Genomic DNA, 20,204 nt, shown 5'->3' on the forward strand with positions numbered 1-20,204 from the left:
TAAACCGATTCGTATATTTTTTGGCAGTAGCACACGGATGAGACCGAATCCTGAGCCTAAGTCGGACAGGCTCCTAGCATTTTTATCGCCCGACGGCGGCCGGGTGTCCCTCCTCTCCCGCCAGCTCTGCAACCGCCGTGACGGTTGGCCCGTGCGCTGCTCCGAACATCTGCAGCCGGCGTCGGCTCGCCTGCCTGCGGCGACTGTGGCAGCATCCACCGGCACACGACTGCCGTGGAGAACACTGCGCATGCGACTTGGCATCGACCGCCTCCTCACCGAGCCCGAGCTGCGGAAGCCGCTGGCCGGGCGGCGCATCGCCCTGCTGGGGCATCCCGCCTCCGTGAACCACGTGGGCCGGCACAGCCTGGATGCGCTGATGGGGCTCGTCGGCGATCACAACGGAACCGGGGCCGGGCTGCGGATCACCGCCGCCTTCGGACCCCAGCACGGCATGCGCGGCGATAAGCAGGACAACATGGTCGAGTCCGAGGACTACCTGGACCCGATCCATGGCATCCCGGTGTTCAGCCTCTACGGCGCCGTCCGCTATCCCACCGACGCCATGCTGGATCGCTTCGACGTGCTGCTGGTGGATCTGCAGGACATCGGCACCCGGATCTACACCTACGTCACCACCCTTGCGTATGTGCTCGAAGCCTGCGCGGCCAAAGGCAAGGCGGTCTGGGTATTGGACCGCCCGAACCCGGCGGGGCGGCCCATCGAAGGCAGTATCCTGGAGCCCGGTTGGGAGAGCTTCGTCGGCGCCGCGCCGCTGATGATGCGCCATGGTCTCACGCTCGGCGAGCTGGCCGGATGGCTCGTCGCCGAGCAGGGCCTGGATCTGGCGTACAAGGTCATCGCGATGCAGGGCTATGATCCCGCCAGGGCGCCGGGCTACGGCTGGCCCCGGGATGAGCTGGCCTGGGTCAACCCGAGCCCCAATGCATCCAGTCTGAACATGGCCCGCTGCTTTCCCGGCACCGTGCTGCTGGAGGGCACGACGCTGTCGGAGGGCCGCGGCACCACGGTGGCGCTGGAGGTCATGGGTGCGCCCGACCTCGACATCTGCCGATTGCTGCAACGCATGGAGAGCCTGAAGGCCGAGTGGATGCGGGGTGCACAGCTGCGCTGCTGCAGCTTCGAGCCTACCTTTCACAAACATCAGGGCCAGCTTTGCCACGGCTTCCAGATGCATACGGACTGCGTCCACTATCAGCACGACGCCTTCCGCCCCTATCGCCTCACAGCGCTGTTTCTGAAGGCGTTACGGCTGGAGTGTCCGGACTATGACCTTTGGCGGCAATTCCCCTACGAGTACGAGACCGAGCGCCTCGCCATCGATCTGCTTGCGGGCGGCACCTACCTGCGCGAGTGGGTGGACGACGCCACCGCCGAGCCCGGCGACCTCGAGGCGCGGCTCGCACCGGACGAGGCGCGCTGGATGGAGGCACGGGCGCCCTTCCTGCGCTACTGAGCGGTGGCCTCCGAACACCCCCCGGTGGGGGTGCCTGACACGCTGCATGACGCCGCCGGAGCGGCGTCACGGGCGACCGGGCGCACGACATCAACGCCGCTCCGTGACGCCCGTCACCCTCGGTGCCCGTCCCTGGAGCCCGGGCTTCATCCTGATCGATATCGATGCCCATGGGTGGGCGACGCCACCGATCACGAGGACGCCTTCGGGTAGGATGGGCGCACCCAAGCGAGCCCCCTCGGTCGACTCGCCGATCCGACGGGCTTCGCGGCGAGCCGGCGCGCGTTGCCGGCGCGCGTGCTCGACACTCCCTCGACGCTCAACCAGCCCCAACGAGGTCCCGGTTTGTACCGCCCATCACTCCTGCTCCTGCTCCTGACACTGCTGGTCGGCGCCGACGCCATGGCCCGCGATCGCGTGCTCATCGTCGGCTCCTCCACGGTCTTCCCATTCGCCACGGCCGTGGCGGAAGCCCTTGGCGAGACCACGGCGTTGCCGACACCCCAGGTCGAGGCCATCGGCTCCGGCGGCGGCATCAAGCGCTTCTGTGGCGGCGTCGGCGTGGATTACCCGGATATCGCCACCGCCTCGCGGCTCATGACCCCCGCCGAGATCGCCCGCTGTGCGGCCAATGGGGTGACCAAGATCGCCGAGGTGCGGATCGGCTACGACGGTATCGTCATCGCCAATGCCAAGGACGCCGAGGCCCTCGCGCTGAGCCCACGCGATATCTGGCTCGCCCTCGCGCGGCGCGTGCCCGATCCGGCCGGCGGCGAGGGCCTCGTGCCCAACCCCTACCAGACCTGGCAGGCGGTCAACCCGGCGCTGCCCAATGTGCCCATCGAGGTGCTCGGGCCGCCGCCCACCTCGGGCACCCGCGACGTCTTCGCCGAGACCGCCATGGACGCGGGCTGTCGCAGCTTCGATTGGATCGCAGCCATGCGCGACCAGGACGCCGACGCCTACCGGGCTGTCTGCCAGGCGCTGCGCGAAGACGGCGCCTACATCAGCACCGGTGAGAACGACAACCTCATCGTCCAGAAGCTGCAGGCCAACGCCGATGCCGTCGGCATCTTCGGCTTCAGCTTTCTCGACCAGAACCGCGATCGGCTGCAGGGGGCCACCATCGACGGCGTCGAGCCCACCTTCGAGCATATCGACAGCGGCGCCTATCCCCTGTCCCGGCCGCTCTATTGCTATGTCAAGGGCGAGCACGTGGGCAGGATCCCGGGCATCGCGGACTATCTGCAGTCCCTGACCCGCGAGTCCGCCTGGGGCGAGGCGGGCTATCTGGCAGACAAGGGGCTGATACCCCTGTCAACCCAGGCGCGGCGGCAGTGGCAGGCGGGATCGCTTGCGTGTGCCGAGGGCCGCGCGCCCTGCACCATCGCCGATCAGCCCGCCTGTTGCGTGATCATGCCGGCCCCGGCCCCGGCCCCGGCCCCGGCGCAGCCGTAAGCCCAGGCCGTTGCAGGCGGCGGTGCGCGCCGGGATGAGGCCACCGACGCCGCCGTCATGATCCCGTGGATCAGCACGTCTGTGCCGCCTCCAGTGCCGCCAGATCCTGATCGCGCATGCCAAGCAGGTAGAGGATGCCGTCCAGTCCCACGGCGCCGATGGCGTGGCGGGCGCGCTCCTTGACCACCGGCTTGGCCCGGAACGCGATGCCGAGCCCGGCGATGGACAGCATGGGCAGATCGTTGGCGCCGTCGCCGACGGCGATGACCTGCTCCAGGCGAATGCCCTCATGGGCGGCGAGCTCGCGCAGCAGCTCCGCTTTGCGGGCGCCGTCGACGATGGGCCCGGAGACCCTGCCGGTGAGCTTGCCATCCTGGAACGCCAGCCGGTTCGCATGTACGTCGTCCACGCCCAGGCGGTGCGCGAGATGCTCGGCGAAATAGGTGAAGCCGCCGGACAGAATGGCGATGCGGAAGCCGAGCGCCTTCAGCGTCCGGATGAGTCGTTCGGCGCCGTCGGTGATGGGCAGACGCTCGGCGATGCCGGCGAGCACCGACGCCGGCATGCCCTCCAGCAGCGCCATGCGCTGGCGGAACGCCTCGGCGAAGTCCAGCTCACCGCGCATGGCGGCCTCGGTGATGGCGGCCACCTGCGCGCGCACGCCGGCGGCGTCGGCGAGCTCATCGATGACCTCCGTCTGGATCAGCGTCGAGTCCATGTCGAAGCACACCAATCGGCGGTTGCGGCGGAAGACATCGTCCTCCTGGATGGCGATGTCCAAGTCCATGTCCGCCCCCAGGCCCAGGAACTGCGCATGCAGTGCGCCCACGTCCGGCACCGGCCCCTTGAGCCAGAGCTGGATGCTGGCATGGCCGGTGCTTGCCGCCTCCGGACGGCGCGAGACGCGCCCGGACAGCCGCGTGATCTGCTCGATGTTGAGATCGTTGCGGGTGACCACGGCTGAGACGCGGGCGATGTGCTCGGCGGTGATGGCGCGCCCGAGCAGCGTGACGATGTGCCGGGGCTGGCCCTGCTCCCCCACCCAGTCCTCGTAGTCGGCGGCGGCCACCGGCGTGAAGCGCAGGCTGAGCCCCAGCTCATGGGCCTTGAACAATAGCTCCCGAAACACGGGACAGCCGGCGGGGTCGTCCGGCAGCTCCACCAGCAGTCCCAGCGCCAGTGTGTCGTGGATGACGGACTGGCCGATGTCGAGCACCGTCACGTCATAGCGCGCCAGCACCGCGGTCAGCGCCATGGTGATACCCGGGCGATCGGGGCCGGCGATGTCGATTTGCAGGATTTCGGGCATGTTGATTGCACTATTGGCTGTTGGCGTTGGCGCACAGTTTAACGGGCGCACACCGCCATCGGCGGCATGGGCGCACTGCATCAACGCACCGCCATGTCCACGGGGTCCGAAATGACATGCCGCCGCGGCCGGATGGGTAGGCGCCCGTTTGCGGACAACGGTGCGATGGTTGCAACCGCAGTCGCCCGTAAGCGGGCCTCTGGGGCGTCGGCGACTGGTGCTAACCGGCTTCGTCCGTGGGTTCGGCTCCCGCCGCCAGTGGGGGCTCGGACTCGCAGAGCCAACGATTGGTACCGCGCCCGGCGTCGTGACGGCCCTCTGCCGCTTAAGGCGTGATATGGTCGATGGGTGTACAGGTGTCGAGCTTGGCGGCGCGCGCGGCGAGCAGCTCGACGAATCTCGGATGCTCGCCGATGAGCCCGGTGATCCGGACGTCGAGGCCCGGGTGGTCCGTCTGCGCCGCAGCGACGATCTCGGCGATGTCGCCGCCGGCGCCCGCGTGCCGGCCGGGTGAGATAAATTGCATCGCGAGCACCACCCGACGCGGCCGCTCAATGGAGGTGGCGGCACCCAGCGCGGTGAGGGCCTCCGCCAGCAGGCGCCCGTTGAAGGCGTACTCGGCGCCCTCGCGGCGCTCCATCACCGCTTCGCCGACGCGCATCTCGGCAGCGGCCGTGTCGGCCAGCGCCGCCGCCAAGCCTTCGGCGAGCCAGTGGCGCACCGCAGTCACCGCCGGCAACGGCGAGCCGTGGTCCACCAGCAGAACGTCCACGGCGTCGCTGCTTCGCTCCGGCAGGGCCCGGCGCACCTGGTCGGCCAGTATCTCCACCAACAGCGGCTCCCCCGCCGGCAGCGGACAGAGCGCATCGGCGACCCGCACCTGCAGTGGACCCACCTCGGCGGCGACCCGACCCGCCACCTCCGGCACGAAGGCGCTGATGGCCCGGCTCGGCCCGAAGAAGAGCGGCACGATATCGAAACGGTGCTCGCCGGCGGCCACCTGCTCGCGCAGGAAGGGCTCCAGCGTTTGCGCCGGCACGCCGTCGAGTGCCTCGGGCGGGATGCGCGAGGCGTGCTGGGCCGAGACGGGCTGGACCTCGGTGCCGAGCAACTCTCCCAAATGATGGGCGAGGCGGCGCAGGTTGCGGGTGGCGTCGGGGCGGCGGGAGCCGTTGTCGAGGAGGAGGAGCATGGCGGAGACGCGTTGAGCTTGGACGTGTGAGCGGTTATGGAGGCATTGGCCGGGCGATGCCAGTGCGGGCGGGGAGATCCGTCTCGCGCCGAAACCTCGCCCTGGCAGGATCAGTCCGCCGGCGGCAGGCCCTTGCCCGGGTTCAGAATGCCGTTCGGGTCGAATTGGCGCTTGATGGCGCGCATCAGGCGCATGGCCACCGGGTCCAGCTCGCGGTCGACGAAGTCGCGCTTCTCGAGCCCCACGCCATGCTCGCCGGAGAGGGTGCCGCCGAGTGCCACCACCAGATCGAAGACGGCGCTCAAGGCAACGCCGGCGCGGGCCATCTCGTCCGGGTCGTCCGGGTTCACCAGCAGGTTCACATGGATGTTGCCGTTGCCGGCATGGCCGAAGTTCACGATGGTCATGGCGTGCTCGCGCGAGAGGTGCTCCAGCCCATCGATGAAGGCGGCGATGCGCGCCACGGGCACGACCACATCCTCGTTGATCTTTTTTGGTGCCACATGGCGCAGCGCCGGCGACAGGGCTTTGCGGGTGCGCCATAGGGCGGCGATCTCGTCCTTGTCGGCGGCGACGGCCAGCGCCATGAGTCCGTCGTTGCGCGCGGCGGCGCCGACGGCCCCGGCGGCGGCGTCGACGCAGTCCGCGGGGCCGTCCACTTCGATCATCAGCAGTGCCCCGGTGCCGTCGGGCACGCCGAGGTCGGAGAAGCGGCGCACCATGTCGATGGCGGCGGCGTCCATGAACTCCAGTGCACAAGGGGTGATGGGCTGGGCCATGATGGCCGCCACCGCGGCGGCGGCGCTGTGGATGTCGCGATAGGTGGCGCGCAGGGTGCGCTTGGCCTCCGGCAGCGGCGTGAGCTTGAGCGTCGCCTGGGTCACCAGGGCCAGCGTGCCCTCGGAGCCGATGATGAGGCGGGTCAGGTCGTAGCCCACCACGCCTTTGCTGGTCATGACGCCGGTGCGCAGCCGCTCGCCGGCGCCGGTGACGGCGGTGAGGCCCAGCGTATTCTCCCGCGGAGTGCCGTATTTGACCGCTTTGGGGCCGGCGGCGTTGTAGGCGAGGTTGCCGCCGATGGTGCACACCGCAGCACTGGTGGGATCCGGCGGCCAGAAGAAGCCGTGCTCGGCCGCGGCGCGCTGCAGGTCTTCGTTCACCACGCCAGGCTCCACCACCGCCAGGCGGTTGGCGGGGTCGATGCGCAGGATGCGGTTCATGCGCTCGAAGGAGAGCACCAGACCGCCGGGCTCCGGCACCGTGGCGCCGGTGGTGCCGGTGCCGAGGCCGCGGGCGGTGAGCGGGATGCGGTGCTCGTTGCACACGTGCACCACCGCGGCCACCTGCTCGGCGTCGGTGACGAAGGCCACCGCCAGGGGCAGGCATTGGCGGCGGCTGTTGTCGTAGCCGTAGGGCCAGCAGTCGGCGGGGTCGGTGAGCAGGTCGCCGGCGCCGAGGGCATCCACCAGCGCGCGGCGCGCGGTCTCAGGCAGGCGCGGCGGCGCGGTTTGGGCGTTTGGGCTCGATGTATTCAAAGATTTTCACCACGCGCTGCACACCCGGAATACGGCGCACTTTCTCGGCGGTGGCATCGCCTTCCGCCGGCGTCACCAGACCCATCAGGTAGACGACGCCGTTGTCGGTGACCACCTTGACCCGCAGGGCGTCGAAGCCGGGGAGCTTGATGGATTGGATGGCCAGCTTGGCCCGGGAGGTGAGCATGGCGTCCTTGCCCAACTGGCCGAGACTGATCATGGGGCCGATCTCGGCTTCGTTGTAGACCTGCTTGACCTTCGGCAGTTGCGCCACCAACCGCGCGAAGCGATCGGCGATCTGCGCCGACTCCGCCTGGCCGGTAATGAGAACGCTGAGGTTGTAGCTGGTGGCTTTGAGCTGACTGTGCTCACTCAGCTGCGGGTGCTTGAGGTAGGCGTCGCGGGCCCGCAGTTCGATGATCTCGTCATCGAGGACGACGTCTGCACTGCGTCGGTCGTAAGCCACGGCGGCGCCGTAGGTGGCGCCCGCCACCACCATGGGACCGCAGCCGCAGAGCGTGAGCAGCGTTGTCGCCGTTGCGACCAGCCAGGCCATGCGGTGGCGGATGCGCCGGCGTCGGGCTGCGTTCATGCTTAATCTCCGTCGAACGCCTGCCGGATCCATTGCATCCGCCCGGGGGCATCGATGGCAATGACGTCGAAACGGCAGGGCAGATCCGTGGGATGGCGGCTCAGATAGTAGCCGGCGGCCGCCAGCAGCCGCGTCTGCTTGCGCCGGTCGACACTGGCGGCGGCGCCGCCGAAGCGATCGCTGGCACGGTAGCGGACCTCGACGAACACCAGGATATCGCCATCGCGCATGACCAGATCCAGCTCGCCCCGCCGGCAGCGGACGTTGGCGGCGACGAACCGCAGTCCCTGCGCCTCCAGGTAGTGGCGCGCGGCCTGCTCCTGCTTGGCGCCAATGGCGCGCTTGTTGCTATGTTCTACGGGCATGTGTGGGCATGTGGATCTGTAGGCGATGCCTGAGCGGCGTCTCTGGTGCTTGTTACACCCGTCACAACGCCAGCCAGCCCCCGGGCATCGGCAGCCGAACGTTGCTGTAGGATGACTATACAGGCATCACGTGGCGGTCGCTTCGGGGCCGCGTATCGGTGGGCTTGCCCTGATCACGCCCTCCCAGCACACTGGCGGGCGTGGTGGCTTCGCCCAGTGCGCGGGGTGCGCCGGCCCGATACAAGACCCCCCAGCCGTGCCAAGCCGCCACGATGTGGCGTCAACCGAATGATTGGGGCGACAGCGCCAACGGCGTGAGAAGTTTGGCGATCTTCGTACATATTAGGTGGCAACTGAGCGGGGTGGCAGGTGGCCGAAGACGCTGGCGTGCTCTATGTGGTGGCGACGCCCATTGGCAATCTGGGTGATATGAGCCTGCGCGCGCGCGAGGTTCTGGCCGCGGCGGATGTCGTCGCCTGTGAGGACACCCGGCATAGTCGGCCGCTGCTCACACACTTCGGGATTGCGACTGCGCTGGTCGCCTACCACGAGCACAACGAAGTGGCGCAGACGCCCAAGCTCCTCGCACGCCTCACGGCGGGGGCGTCCATTGCTTTGATCAGTGATGCGGGGACCCCGTTGGTGAGCGACCCTGGCTATGTGCTGGTGCGCGCCGCGCGTGCCGCCGGTGTCCGGGTGGTGCCCGTGCCCGGTCCGAGCGCGCCCGTCTGCGCCCTGTCGGCGGCCGGTCTGCCGAGCGATCGGTTTCTGTTTCTCGGCTTTCCACCTCGAGGCGCGGCGGCGCGGCGCGAATGGATCGGCGCCGTGGCGGGCGAGCCCGGCACGCTGATCATGTTCGAGGCCGCCCGACGCGTTGCGGCGACCCTGGCGGATCTGAGTGCGGTGCTGGGTGCGCGACCGGCGGTGCTGGCGCGGGAGCTGACCAAACGCTTCGAAACCTTGCTGGACGGCCCGCTGCCTGAGCTGGCCGCACGGGTCACCGAAGAATCCGGGCAACGGCGGGGCGAGGTGGTAGTGCTGGTCGGTGGGGCGCGGGATGCGGATCACAGCGATGGCGAAGGCGAGGAGCGACGCGTGTTGGATATCCTCGCCGCTGAGCTACCGCTGAAGCAGGCCGTCGCGCTCACCGCACGCATCACCGGCGGTCATCGCAACGCGCTCTACCGGCGCGCGCTCGCAAGGCGGGATGAGCGTGCTTGATTTCGCCGGCAAGCGGTGAGGGCCGGGTATACAATGTCACTCAGGGGAGTCGGCCAGGCAGTCGCGCTTGCGAGCACGGCGTCGTCGCGCTCGGAGGGGAGGAAAGTCCGGGCTCCACAGGGCAGGGTGCCAGGTAACGCCTGGGGGGCGCGAGCCCACGGAAAGTGCCACAGAAAACGAACCGCCGAGCCTGCCTGCGGGCAGGTGGCAAGGGTGAAAAGGTGCGGTAAGAGCGCACCGCGCCGGTGGCAACACGCGGCGGCACGGTAAACCCCACCCGGAGCAAGACCAAATAGGGGAGCGTACGGCCCGGTCTCAGCATCGAAGCCGTGACCTGCGGCCCGCAGGGGCTCCCGGGTAGGTCGCAAGAGGCGTACGGTGACGTGCGTCCCAGATGAATGACTGTCCACGACAGAACCCGGCTTATCGGCCGGCTCCCCTTTCTGTCCCGCCCATACCGGCATGGGCATGCGACGCTCCGGTGTCCGCTCTCGTGTGGGCTACCGGCCAGAACCTGCTGCGGTCTGTCCCGTACGAGCATTGCGGTGACGCACAGCCCGCCCGCATGACTGCGCTGCGGCGCGTCGCCATGGCAGCCACCCTCCCATCTGATGTGGCGCTGCGTCGATGTGGACGCAACCTGCGCCACAGTTCCCCACGCATCTCCCCCTGCTCGCGCCGGCCATGCCCGCCCCGACGGTCGCCGCACCTGTCATCCTTCGCCGCATGTCGAGCTGAGTCCAAGCTTTAAGTGGAATCACTATGTCGCTGAAAAAAGGCATCGTTGCCAGTCCTGCCCTCATGTTGAGGTTCGCGGTTTAAGTTTCTGACATAAAAGCGAAAAAGAGAGATGGGAAGTCCTTGACCCTCAAGTCTCCCTTACCTAAACTGTCACCCGGTGGGAAGAAGTGGGGAATTTTGGGGCTGCAGTAACGGGGAGGTGCATCACCGCTCCAGGCGAGGGTCATGAAGTTCTACGGAACCTTCTTTCTGAACCTCGACGCCAAGGGGCGTATTGCCATCCCGGCCACGGAGCGCGCGAAGCTTGAGGCATTTTGCGGCTCGCGCGTCGTCGTCACGGCAGACTTGGGAGATCGCCTGCTGGTATATCCGGAGCCCTTCTTCGACGCGCTGGCGGATCGGCTGAATCAGCTGCCGAGCCTGAAGCCGACCACCGAGGCCTTGCAGCGTACGCTGCTCGGATACGCGAGCCATGCCAAGCTCGATGCGCAGGGTCGGGTGCTGCTGACGCCTGCGCAGCGCGCCTTGGCAGGGCTAGAGAAAGAAGCGGTCCTGATCGGGATCGGGAACCGCTATCAACTCTGGCGTAAAGACGCCTGGGCAGAACAACAGCGGCGCGACCGCGAGATCGCCGCCGCCGCCCTGGCCGAGGAGCCGGAGCTCTCCGACTTCCGGCTGTAACGCCCAACGCTGCGCCAGAGGATCGTGCCCGTGGGCAACGGTCACCTCGATCCGCAGCGGTTGCGGTGACAACCAGATCAGATCAGAAACGCATGGACTTGCGAGCACATAGACCGGTCCTGTTGGGGGGAAGTATGCAGGCCTTGGGGGTAAGAACGGATGGTGTCTACGTCGATGCCACCTTCGGTCGTGGTGGACACGCGCGCGCCATCCTGGCGCGCCTTGGCCCCGGCGGTCGCCTGCTGGCGACCGATCGGGACCCGGCCGCCATCGCCGCCGGTGCGCCGCTCGTGGCCGCCGACCCGCGTCTGACGCTGCGCCAGGCGCGTTTCGGCGAGCTTGCGGAATGGCTGGCGGGCGCAGGGCTTGCGGGTCGGATCGATGGCCTGCTCGCAGATCTCGGCGTGTCTTCGCCACAGCTCGACAGCCCGGAGCGGGGCTTCTCGTTTTCGGCGGCGGGTCCGCTTGACATGCGCATGGATCCGAGCGCCGGCACCAGTGCCGCAGACTGGCTGGCGGGCGCCGATGAGCGCGAGATCACCCGCGTGCTCAGAGACTACGGCGAGGAGCGCTTCGCCAAGCGCGTCGCGCGCGCCATTTGTACGGCCCGCCGTGAGTCCCCTCTCACGACGACCGCGCAGCTGGCTGCCCTGTGCGAGCGGGCGGTGCCCACCCGCGAGCCCGGCAAGCACCCGGCGACGCGCACGTTCCAGGCGTTGCGTATCCAGGTGAACGCCGAGCTGGACGAGCTGCGTGCCCTGCTCGCCAATGTCTGCGAGCTGCTCGCCGTCGGCGGCCGGCTGGTGGTCATCAGCTTCCACTCGCTTGAGGATCGCATCGTCAAGCGTTTCATCCGCGACGAGTCCCGCGGCGGCGCCCTACCGAAAGGGCTGCCGGTCACCGACGATCAAATACCGCGGCGTCTCAAGCCCATCGGCGGTGTCGTGCGCGCCAGCGACGATGAGGTGCGCGCCAACCCGAGGGCCCGCAGCGCCGTGCTGCGGGCCGCGGAGCGCCTGGCATGAGCGCACGGCAGTCCGCCAGCGACGGTCGTGGGTCGCTCATTGTGGCGCTCATGCTCGCCGCCGCCGTGCTGGCGTCGGCGGTGGCGGTGATCCATGTCAAGTACCTCACCCGGGGAGCGTTCGGGACGCTGCAGCAAGTACGTGCACAACGCGATGCACTGGATGTGGAATGGGGCCGTTTACAGATACAGGAGGCTGCGCTGACATCGCATACGCGCATCGAGGATAACGCGCGCACCCAGCTGGACATGATCATGCCCGCCGGCGGCGAGGTGCGCGTCGTGGAGGTAGCGCTACCGGAGGATGACGATGCGCTTTGAGCCGAATCGAACCCGTGAGCGCATGAAGGCACGCATGCGCCGCGTCGAGCTGGCGCGCCGGCGGCCGCCGAATTTTGCGGTGCGCCGGGCGATGCTTGGGGTCATGCTCGCGGCCGCTTGCCTGTCCGTGGTGGCGGCGGCCTTCCACCGTCAGGTGCTGGAGCATGAATTCCTGCGCCACGAGGGCGAGAAACGTTTCCTGCGCGAGCGCGAGATCGCCGCCCGTCGCGGTATGGTGACCGACCGCAACGGCGAGCCCCTCGCCATCAGCACCTCCATGTCCACCCTCTGGGCCGATCCGAAGCTGCTCGCCGACCGCCGCGAGACGCTGCCGGCGCTGGCGTCGGCGTTGGAGGTTCCGCCCGACGACCTCGCGGCGCGCCTCGACGCCTACGTCGCACAGGGGCGGCGCTTCATGTACCTGCGCCGACGCGTGGAGCCCCACTGTGCCGAAGCCGTGCGGGCGGTCATCGACAGCCATCGCCTCGCCGGGATCGGCGCCGACGCGGAGTATCGCCGCTTCTATCCGGGCGGCGAAATGTTCGGTCAGGTGGTGGGCTTCACCAATGTCGACGATATCGGCCAGGAAGGCGTCGAGCTGGTGTTCGAGGACACCTTGCGCGCCGATCCCGGTAAGCGCCGGGTGATCCAGGACGGTCGCGGGCGCGTGGTGGAAGAGGTCGAGCAGATCAAGCCGCCCGCCCACGGCGAAGACGTGGTCCTGAGCCTGGATCGGCGCCTGCAATTCCTCGCCTACCGCGAGCTCAAGCGCGCCGTGACCGAGCACCGCGCCAAATCCGGCACCGCCGTGCTGCTGGACGTGAGCACCGGCGAAGTGCTCGCCATGGTCAACCAACCGGCTTTCAACCCCAATGCCGCGCGCAGCGAGCCGGTGGAGAATCGCCGGAACCGCGCCTTGACGGATGTCTTCGAGCCCGGCTCCACCATGAAGCCACTGGTCGTGGCGACCGCGCTGGAGGCCGGCGTCATTGACCCGCGGACGCCGGTCAACACCACTCCAGGCATACTCCGGGTGGGCGCCAACCGCGTCCGCGATATTCGCAACTATGGCCTGCTCGATGCCACCAGTGTGGTGACCAAGTCGAGCAACGTCGGCGTTGTGAAGATCGCCCATCAGATGGATCGTGCGCTGCTTTGGCAGGCCTACGGGCAGCTCGGCTTCGGGCGCATCACCGGCGTGGAGTTCCCCGGCGAGCGCAGCGGTTTCCTGCCGCACTACGACGGCTGGTCGCGCTTCGAGCACGCCACCCTGGCCTTTGGCTACGGCCTCAACGTGACGTCCCTGCAATTGGCACAGGCCTACGCCGTCATCGCCAACGATGGTGTGCGTCTGCCCGTGTCACTGCTGCGGCGCGATGCCGTGCCGCCCGGCGAGCGCGTGTTCTCGGCGGAGACGGCGCGAACCGTGCGCGCCATGATGGAGACGGTGGTGTCGGATCAAGGCACGGCGCGCCGGGCCAGGATTCCGGGCTACCGGGTCGGTGGCAAGACCGGCACCGCCAAGAAAGCCACCGCCCGCGGCTACGCCGCTGGCAAGTACCAGTCGGTCTTCGCCGGCATGGCACCCATCTCGCAGCCGCGGTTCGTGATGGTGGTGATGGTGGACGAGCCCCGCGGTGATTCTTACTACGGCGGCATCGTCGCCGCGCCCGCCTTTGCCAAGGTGATGCAGGCGGCGCTGCGGCTCTACAACGTCCCGCCCGATGGTCCGCGGGCGGAACTGCTGCTCGCGGGCCTCAAGCGCGGAGACGAGCGCGGGGACGAGCAATGATCCGCGCCGGTCTCGAGTGCACGACGGGGCCGTCGAGCCGGACCCCGGCCGGGGCTTCGACGTGCGGGCGCCTCATGCTGGCTTGCGCCGGCGACCTCGACGTCGGCGGGCGCCCGGCCACGGCAGCCGTCGTCGAGGGACCTGCGCACGTCGTCAATCCGATGCGACACCGAATCGCCACGGTCCAGCCTGAGCGCAGGCCAGCGGGCGGCTTCCCTGGCCGGAGGACAGGCTGATGCTGCTTTGGCTTACCGACTGGCTCGGACAGCTCGACAGCGGCTTCTATGTCTTCCGCTACCTGACGCTGCGTACCATCCTGGGTGTGCTGACGGCGCTCGGCATTTCGCTGTTGGTGGGGCGGCCGTTGATCCGCTGGCTCAGCAGCTATAAGGTCGGGCAAGTGGTGCGCACCGATGGCCCGGAGAGCCATTTCTCCAAGGCTGGCACGCCCACCATGGGTGGCACATTGATGTTGGTGGCCATCGGCGTCAGCACCCTGCTGTGGGCGGATCTCAGCAATCGCTTCGTTTGGGTGGTGCTGCTCACCACCCTGGGCTTCGGGGCCATCGGCTTTATCGATGACTATCGCAAGCTCGTGCTGAAGGATCCCAGGGGCCTGCCGGGGCGTTGGAAGTATTTCTGGCAGACGCTGCTCGGGCTATCAGCGGCACTCTATCTTTATCTCAGCGCCACGACGCCGAGCGAGACGGCATTGCTGGTGCCCTATCTGAAGGACATCAGCATCCAGCTCGGCCCGGTTTTCATTGTCTTCGCGTACCTTGTCATCGTCGGCGCCAGTAACGCGGTGAACCTGACCGACGGCTTGGACGGGCTTGCCGTGGTGCCCACCACGATGGTGGCCGGCGGTCTCGGTATCATGGTCTATGCCGCAGGCCACACCGGGATCGCCGATTACCTGCGTATCCCCTATGTGCCGGATGTCGGCGAGGTGGTGGTCTTTTGCGGCGCTATCGCCGGCGCAGGCCTGGGCTTTTTGTGGTTCAACACCTATCCGGCGCAGGTGTTCATGGGCGACGTCGGCGCACTGGCATTGGGGGCGGCCCTCGGCGCCGTGGCGGTGGTTGCCAAGCAGGAATTGGTGCTCTTCATCATGGGCGGGATTTTCGTGCTGGAGACCGTCTCGGTGATGCTGCAGGTGCTCTCCTACAAGCTCACCGGCAAGCGTATCTTCCGTATGGCCCCGCTGCACCACCACTACGAGCTGAAGGGATGGCCGGAGCCGCGTGTCATCGTGCGCTTCTGGATCGTCACCGTCGTGCTCGTGCTCATTGGCCTTGCGAGTCTGAAGATCCGATGAGCGTCAACGCAGCGACAGTGCCGGACTTGATGCCGGCGGCCCTGGCGGGCATCAGCGCTTTGGTGGTGGGCTTGGGGTCCACCGGCCTCTCCTGCGCACGCTGGCTGCATCGACATGGTGCGCAGGTCGTGGTCACGGATAGCCGGGATGCGCCGCCGGCGCTGGCGTCGCTGCGCGCGGAGCTTCCGGATGTGGCCGTGATGCTCGGTGGCTTTCACGATGCCGCATTCGCCGCCGCGGACCTGATCATCGTGGGTCCGGGGCTGGCGCTGACGACACCCGCGGTGGCCAGGGCTGCGGCCGCTGGCACGCCGGTGGTCGGGGATATCGAGCTCTTCGCCCAAGCGCTGCGAGCGCCGGCGGTGGGCATTACGGGCACCAACGGCAAGAGCACGGTCACCACATTGCTCGGGCAGATGGCGCTGGCGGCGGGCAAGCGCACAGGCATCGGCGGCAACCTCGGTGAGCCGGTGCTCAATCTATTGGCTGACGACATCGAGCTTTACGTCATCGAGCTTTCCAGTTTTCAGCTGGAGACCACCTATTCACTGCCATTGCTGGCGGCGACCGTCCTGAATCTCTCGCCGGACCACCTCGATCGCTATGCGGACATGGCCGCCTATGCTGCGGCCAAGCAGCGCATCTTCGCCCATGCGGCGAGCGCGGTTGTAAACCGCGACGATGCCAACTCGCCGCGGCTCGCAGCCGGGGTGGCGCAGCAAACCGGCTTCACATTGGGCCCACCTGTGCACGCCGATGACTGGGGCATTGGCTCCCATCGCGGCAGCGAGTGGCTCTGCCGTGGCCGCGAGCCCGTCCTGGCGGTGGACGAGTTGGTGCTGCCGGGCACTCACAATCTGGCCAATGCCCTCGCCGCGCTGGCCCTCGGTGAGCGCTGCGGGCTGGCGCGTGCGCCCATGCTGGATGTGCTGCGGCGCTTTCGCGGTCTCGCCCATCGCAGCGAGCTGCTGGCGGACCGCAACGACATCCGCTGGCTCAACGACTCCAAGGGCACGAACCCCGGTGCCACCGTGGCGGCGTTGTCCGGGCTGGTTGCGGATCCAAAGCGGGGCATGGCTGTGCTCATCGCCGGCGGCGATTGCAAGGATGCGGATTTCTCGCCATTGCCGGCGGCGGTGAAGCGAGCCGCGCGCGCCGTGGTGCTCATCGGCCGCGATGCCGATGACCTCGCAGCCGCGCTTGCGGACACCGTGCCCCTGCACCGCGCCAGCGACATGGACGATGCCGTACGCCAGGCCGCCACACTGGCGCAGCCGGGCGACTGCGTGCTGCTGTCGCCGGCTTGCGCCAGCTTCGACATGTTCGACGATTATCGCCATCGCGGACGTGTCTTCGCTGAGGCGGTGGCGAGGTGGGTGCCATGACACACGTACTGACAACGGAGGCGAGCCACGGCGCCCGGCGCCGGCGCCGGCAGGACCGCCGCCCGCCGATGCTCGACGCGGGCCTGTTGGTGGCTGTGCTCTTTCTTCTGGGGCTCGGGTTTGTCATGGTCACTTCGGCGTCCATGCCGATGGCCGATCGCAATTACGACGACGCCCTCTTCTTTGTGCTGCGTCACGGTGTGGCGATTGCGCTGGCGCTGTTTTGTGGCGCCTTCTGCTTTGCGGTGCCAATCAAGACCTGGGAGCGGGCCGGGCCGGTGTTGATGCTGTGCGCCATTGCCCTGCTGGCGATATTGCTGGTGCCGGGGATTGGCCGTACCGTGAACGGCGCCACACGCTGGATTCCGCTCGGCGTCATCACTTTGCAGCCGTCCGAGCTGGTCAAGTTCACGGTGGTCATTTACCTGAGCGGTTACCTGGTGCGAAGGGAATTGGATGTGCGCACCAGCGTGATGGGCTTCCTGCGGCCCATGCTATTGGTGGGGGTCGCCGGCATGTTGATCATGGCGCAGCCGGATTTTGGCACCACGGCGGTGATCCTGGCGGCGAGCATGGCGCTGTTGTTCCTCGGCGGCGTCAGTGTGCTGAGCTTCGTTGTATTAGGGCTATTGCTGGCCGGTGGGCTCGCGGCGCTGATCATCTTGGAGCCGTATCGCCTGCAGCGCGTGACCTCATTCGTCAAGCCCTTCGATGATCCGTTCGATACGGGCTACCAGCTGAGTCAGGCGCTGATCGCATTCGGCCGCGGTGAGTGGCTGGGCGTCGGGCTGGGTAATGGCATCCAGAAGCAGTTCTACCTGCCCGAGGCACATACGGACTTCCTGCTCGCGGTGGTGGGCGAGGAGCTCGGCCTGCTGGGCGTGCTGGTGGTGGTGCTGGTATTCGCCTTCATCACCTGGCGTGCCTTCGGCATCGGCGCCGAGGCACGGCATCAGGGGGACCTCTTCGGCTGCTATGCCGCCCATGGCTTCGGGCTCCTCGTCGGCTTGCAGGCGTTCATCAACGTGGGTGTCAACACCGGTCTGCTGCCTACCAAGGGCTTGCCACTGCCGTTTATGAGCTATGGCAGTAATGCGCTGATCGTCGCCCTCATGGCCGTGGGCGTGCTGTTGCGCATCGACTTCGAGCTGCGGCGGCGCACGCTGGGGCGTATCCCCGAGGGCGGGTTACACCGCGAGCGCCCCACGCCGCCGGAGCGCCCGGCGCGGGAGCGGCACCGACGCGAGCGGGGGGCCACATGGCGGCGCGCATCGCAGTGATGGCCGGCGGCACCGGTGGGCATGTATTTCCGGCGTTGGCGGTGGCGGAGCTGCTGCGCGCCCGCGGCGCCGAGGTGTTCTGGATCGGCACCCGCACCGGCATGGAGTCGCGTTTGGTGCCAAGCCATGGCTTCGACATGGAATGGGTCGGCATTCAGGGTGTCCGTGGCAAAGGCCTGAAGGCGCTGGCGACGGCACCGTTGAAGCTCGCCACCGCCGTGCATGCCGCCGCCGGCATCCTCGGGCGCCGCGGCGCCCAGGTGGTGCTGGGCATGGGCGGCTTCGTCGCCGGCCCGGGCGGCTTGGCCGCCAAGCTGCAGGGACGGCGGCTGGTGATCCACGAGCAAAACAGTGTGCCCGGGCTCACCAACCAGTGGCTGGCGCGGCTGGCGGACGCCGTCTTCGAGGCCTTCCCCGGCAGTTTCCCCGCGGCGCGTGGTGCCATCGACAGCGGTAATCCCGTGCGCGCAGACATCGCCGCGCTGCCGGCGCCGGCGGAGCGGTTCGCCGGGCGTAACCCACCGCCGCGGCTGTTGGTGGTGGGAGGCTCCCTGGGTGCCAAGGCGCTGAATCAGGCGGTGCCGGCGGCGCTGGCGTTGCTGCCGGCGCCGGCGCGTCCAGACGTCCGCCACCAGGCCGGCGAGAAGACGCTGGAGACCGCCCGGCGGGCCTACGCCGACGCCGGTGTCAGCGCCGAGGTCACGGCCTTCATCGACGACATGGCGGCGGCCTACGCCTGGGCAGACCTCGTGGTGTGCCGCGCCGGCGCACTCACGGTCTCCGAGATCGCCGCCGCCGGGCTGCCCGCCATTTTCGTGCCTTTCCCCCATGCCGTCGATGACCACCAGGTGGGCAATGCCCGCTGGCTGAGCGATGCCGGCGCCGCCCGGCTCATCGTCCAGCGGGAGCTGACGCCGGCGCTGCTGGCTACGCAGCTGCAGGCACTGCTGGCGAGCCCGGACCAGCGGCTGGCCATGGCCGAGGCCGGCCGGGCCAGGGCCAGGCTCGATGCCGCCGAGCAAATCGCCGCCACTTGCCTGGCGCTGGCGGCGGCCGCGGAGGGGCGCTCATGAGCCCGCACCGCACCCACAGTGCCAGTTACATGGGCCGGATGCGGCGTATCCATTTCGTCGGCATCGGCGGCGCCGGCATGAGCGGCATCGCCGAGCTCATGGCGAACCTGGGGTACGAGGTGCAGGGCTCGGATCGTCGCGACGGCGTGGTCACGGATCGCCTGCGCGGGCTCGGCGTGGAGATTCATATCGGCCACGAGGCCGGCCATGTCGCCGATGCCGATGCCGTGGTGGTGTCCACCGCCATCGACCCGGCCAATCCGGAGGTGCTCGCCGCGCGCCGGGCGCGTATCCCCGTGGTGCGGCGTGCGGAGATGCTCGCCGAGCTGATGCGCTTCCACTATGGGGTGGCCGTGGCCGGCACCCATGGCAAGACCACCACCACCAGCCTGATCGCGAGCGTGCTCGCCGAGGGCGACCTGGACCCGACGTTCGTCATCGGTGGCCTGCTCAACAGCGCCGGGGCCAACGCCCGGCTGGGTACCAGCAAGTACCTGGTGGCCGAGGCCGACGAGAGCGACGCCTCCTTTCTGTTTCTGCAGCCGATGCTGGCGGTGGTCACCAACATCGACGCCGATCACATGCACACCTATGGCGGCGACTTCGATCGGCTGCGCAGCACGTTCCTCGAGTTCCTGCACCACTTGCCCTTCTACGGCCTGGCGGTGCTGTGCGTGGATGACGACGAGGTGGCCTCGCTGCTGCCGCGCATCGCCCGGCCAGTGATGACCTACGGGACCCGCGCCGACGCCGATGTACGCGCTGCCAATGTGCGTCAGCAGGGCACGCGCATGCTCTTCGACGCCCATCTCCCGGGCGGGGCGGTGTTGCCGGTGGAATTGAATCTGCCCGGGCGACACAACATGCTCAACGCCCTCGCGGCCATCGCCGTGGGCCTGGAGCTGGGGGTCGATGAGGACGCCATCCGCCGTGCGCTGGCGGCCTTCCAGGGCGTGGGGCGGCGCTTCGTCGTCACCCACTGCCACATCCGCGGCGAGCGTGACGTCACGCTCATCGATGACTACGGTCATCACCCCACGGAGCTTTCGGCGACCATGGTCGCGGCCCGCGGCAGCTGGCGCCGGCGCCGGCTGGTGCTGGTGTTCCAGCCGCACCGCTACACCCGCACCCAGGAGCAGTTCGACGACTTCGTCCATGTGCTCTCCGAGCCCGATGTCTTGGTGCTCTGCGAGGTCTACCCCGCCGGCGAGCAGGCCATCCCCGGTGCCGATGGCCGCGCTTTGGCGCGCGCGATCCGCGCCCGCGGGCGTGTCGAGCCATTCTTCGCACAGGATTTGGACGAGGTCGTGGAGCTCTTGGGCACCACCCTCGCCGACGGTGATGTCGTGCTGGTCTCCGGTGCCGGCGATATTGGTGGCCTGGCCGCACGGCTGCCGAAGCTGCTGCTGGCGGAGACAGAGGATGCGCACTGAATGCGTA

General features: G+C 68.4%; 17 protein-coding genes and 1 other RNA gene. 13 read left to right on the forward strand and 5 right to left on the reverse strand.

Going from position 1 to position 20,204, the window contains the following annotated elements:
- Positions 1-250 precede the first annotated feature (250 nt).
- Both QZ588_RS13775 and QZ588_RS13780 read left to right on the forward strand, forming a co-directional pair.
- A complete protein-coding gene (locus QZ588_RS13775; protein WP_295543519.1) occupies positions 251-1,477 on the forward strand; it encodes a DUF1343 domain-containing protein in 1,227 nt (408 codons plus the stop codon).
- 345 nt (positions 1,478-1,822) lie between these two features.
- Positions 1,823-2,935, forward strand: a complete 1,113-nt coding sequence (locus QZ588_RS13780; protein WP_295543520.1) for a substrate-binding domain-containing protein — start codon at positions 1,823-1,825, stop codon at positions 2,933-2,935.
- A 70-nt stretch (positions 2,936-3,005) separates the two neighbouring features.
- Here the strand turns inward: QZ588_RS13780 and serB are convergent, their stop codons facing one another.
- The 5 genes from serB to QZ588_RS13805 form a co-directional block, all read right to left on the reverse strand.
- Complete coding sequence (gene serB, locus QZ588_RS13785; RefSeq protein ID WP_295543521.1) at positions 3,006-4,244, reverse strand: phosphoserine phosphatase SerB; 1,239 nt, start codon at positions 4,242-4,244, stop codon at positions 3,006-3,008.
- 325 nt (positions 4,245-4,569) lie between these two features.
- The gene (locus QZ588_RS13790; protein WP_295543522.1) at positions 4,570-5,436 is read right to left on the reverse strand and encodes a sirohydrochlorin chelatase; all 867 of its coding nucleotides are present in this window, start codon (positions 5,434-5,436) and stop codon (positions 4,570-4,572) included.
- Between the two features lie 110 nt (positions 5,437-5,546).
- Positions 5,547-6,929: an FAD-linked oxidase C-terminal domain-containing protein gene (locus tag QZ588_RS13795; RefSeq protein WP_295543540.1), complete on the reverse strand. Its 1,383-nt coding sequence runs from the start codon at positions 6,927-6,929 to the stop codon at positions 5,547-5,549.
- Positions 6,922-7,563: a BON domain-containing protein gene (locus QZ588_RS13800; protein ID WP_295543523.1), complete on the reverse strand. Its 642-nt coding sequence runs from the start codon at positions 7,561-7,563 to the stop codon at positions 6,922-6,924. The genes QZ588_RS13795 and QZ588_RS13800 overlap by 8 nt, the downstream gene beginning before the upstream one ends.
- Positions 7,564-7,565: 2 nt before the next feature.
- Positions 7,566-7,928: a YraN family protein gene (locus QZ588_RS13805; RefSeq protein WP_295543524.1), complete on the reverse strand. Its 363-nt coding sequence runs from the start codon at positions 7,926-7,928 to the stop codon at positions 7,566-7,568.
- Positions 7,929-8,297: 369 nt separating this feature from the next.
- Between QZ588_RS13805 and rsmI the strand changes: the two genes are divergently transcribed.
- The 11 genes from rsmI to murC all read left to right on the forward strand — a co-directional run bounded on the left by rsmI (position 8,298) and on the right by murC (position 20,197).
- Positions 8,298-9,149, forward strand: coding sequence for a 16S rRNA (cytidine(1402)-2'-O)-methyltransferase (gene rsmI / locus QZ588_RS13810; RefSeq protein WP_295543525.1), 852 nt, complete (start codon positions 8,298-8,300; stop codon positions 9,147-9,149).
- Positions 9,150-9,194: 45 nt separating this feature from the next.
- Positions 9,195-9,591, forward strand: an RNA gene (gene rnpB / locus QZ588_RS13815) — RNase P RNA component class A.
- A 524-nt stretch (positions 9,592-10,115) separates the two neighbouring features.
- Positions 10,116-10,571: a division/cell wall cluster transcriptional repressor MraZ gene (gene mraZ, locus QZ588_RS13820; RefSeq protein WP_295543526.1), complete on the forward strand. Its 456-nt coding sequence runs from the start codon at positions 10,116-10,118 to the stop codon at positions 10,569-10,571.
- 92 nt (positions 10,572-10,663) lie between these two features.
- Entirely contained in the window at positions 10,664-11,596 is a 933-nt protein-coding gene (gene rsmH, locus QZ588_RS13825) for a 16S rRNA (cytosine(1402)-N(4))-methyltransferase RsmH (RefSeq protein WP_295543527.1), read from the forward strand.
- On the forward strand, positions 11,593-11,916 hold the full coding sequence (gene ftsL / locus QZ588_RS13830; RefSeq protein ID WP_295543528.1) for a cell division protein FtsL: 324 nt from the start codon (positions 11,593-11,595) through the stop codon (positions 11,914-11,916). The genes rsmH and ftsL overlap by 4 nt, the downstream gene beginning before the upstream one ends.
- The gene (locus QZ588_RS13835; protein WP_366929576.1) at positions 11,906-13,708 is read left to right on the forward strand and encodes a penicillin-binding protein 2; all 1,803 of its coding nucleotides are present in this window, start codon (positions 11,906-11,908) and stop codon (positions 13,706-13,708) included. Before ftsL ends, QZ588_RS13835 begins: the two co-directional genes overlap by 11 nt.
- A 235-nt stretch (positions 13,709-13,943) precedes the next feature.
- On the forward strand, positions 13,944-15,026 hold the full coding sequence (gene mraY, locus QZ588_RS13840) for a phospho-N-acetylmuramoyl-pentapeptide-transferase (RefSeq protein ID WP_295543529.1): 1,083 nt from the start codon (positions 13,944-13,946) through the stop codon (positions 15,024-15,026).
- Between the two features lie 29 nt (positions 15,027-15,055).
- The gene (gene murD, locus QZ588_RS13845; protein ID WP_295543542.1) at positions 15,056-16,411 is read left to right on the forward strand and encodes a UDP-N-acetylmuramoyl-L-alanine--D-glutamate ligase; all 1,356 of its coding nucleotides are present in this window, start codon (positions 15,056-15,058) and stop codon (positions 16,409-16,411) included.
- Positions 16,408-17,691: a putative lipid II flippase FtsW gene (ftsW, locus tag QZ588_RS13850; protein WP_295543530.1), complete on the forward strand. Its 1,284-nt coding sequence runs from the start codon at positions 16,408-16,410 to the stop codon at positions 17,689-17,691. Before murD ends, ftsW begins: the two co-directional genes overlap by 4 nt.
- On the forward strand, positions 17,670-18,764 hold the full coding sequence (gene murG, locus QZ588_RS13855; protein ID WP_295543531.1) for an undecaprenyldiphospho-muramoylpentapeptide beta-N-acetylglucosaminyltransferase: 1,095 nt from the start codon (positions 17,670-17,672) through the stop codon (positions 18,762-18,764). The genes ftsW and murG overlap by 22 nt, the downstream gene beginning before the upstream one ends.
- Positions 18,761-20,197, forward strand: coding sequence for a UDP-N-acetylmuramate--L-alanine ligase (gene murC, locus QZ588_RS13860; protein ID WP_295543532.1), 1,437 nt, complete (start codon positions 18,761-18,763; stop codon positions 20,195-20,197). Before murG ends, murC begins: the two co-directional genes overlap by 4 nt.
- The last annotated feature ends 7 nt before the right edge of the window (positions 20,198-20,204 follow it).

This window comes from uncultured Thiohalocapsa sp., from assembly GCF_913062725.1.
GTDB lineage: Bacteria > Pseudomonadota > Gammaproteobacteria > Chromatiales > Chromatiaceae > Thiohalocapsa.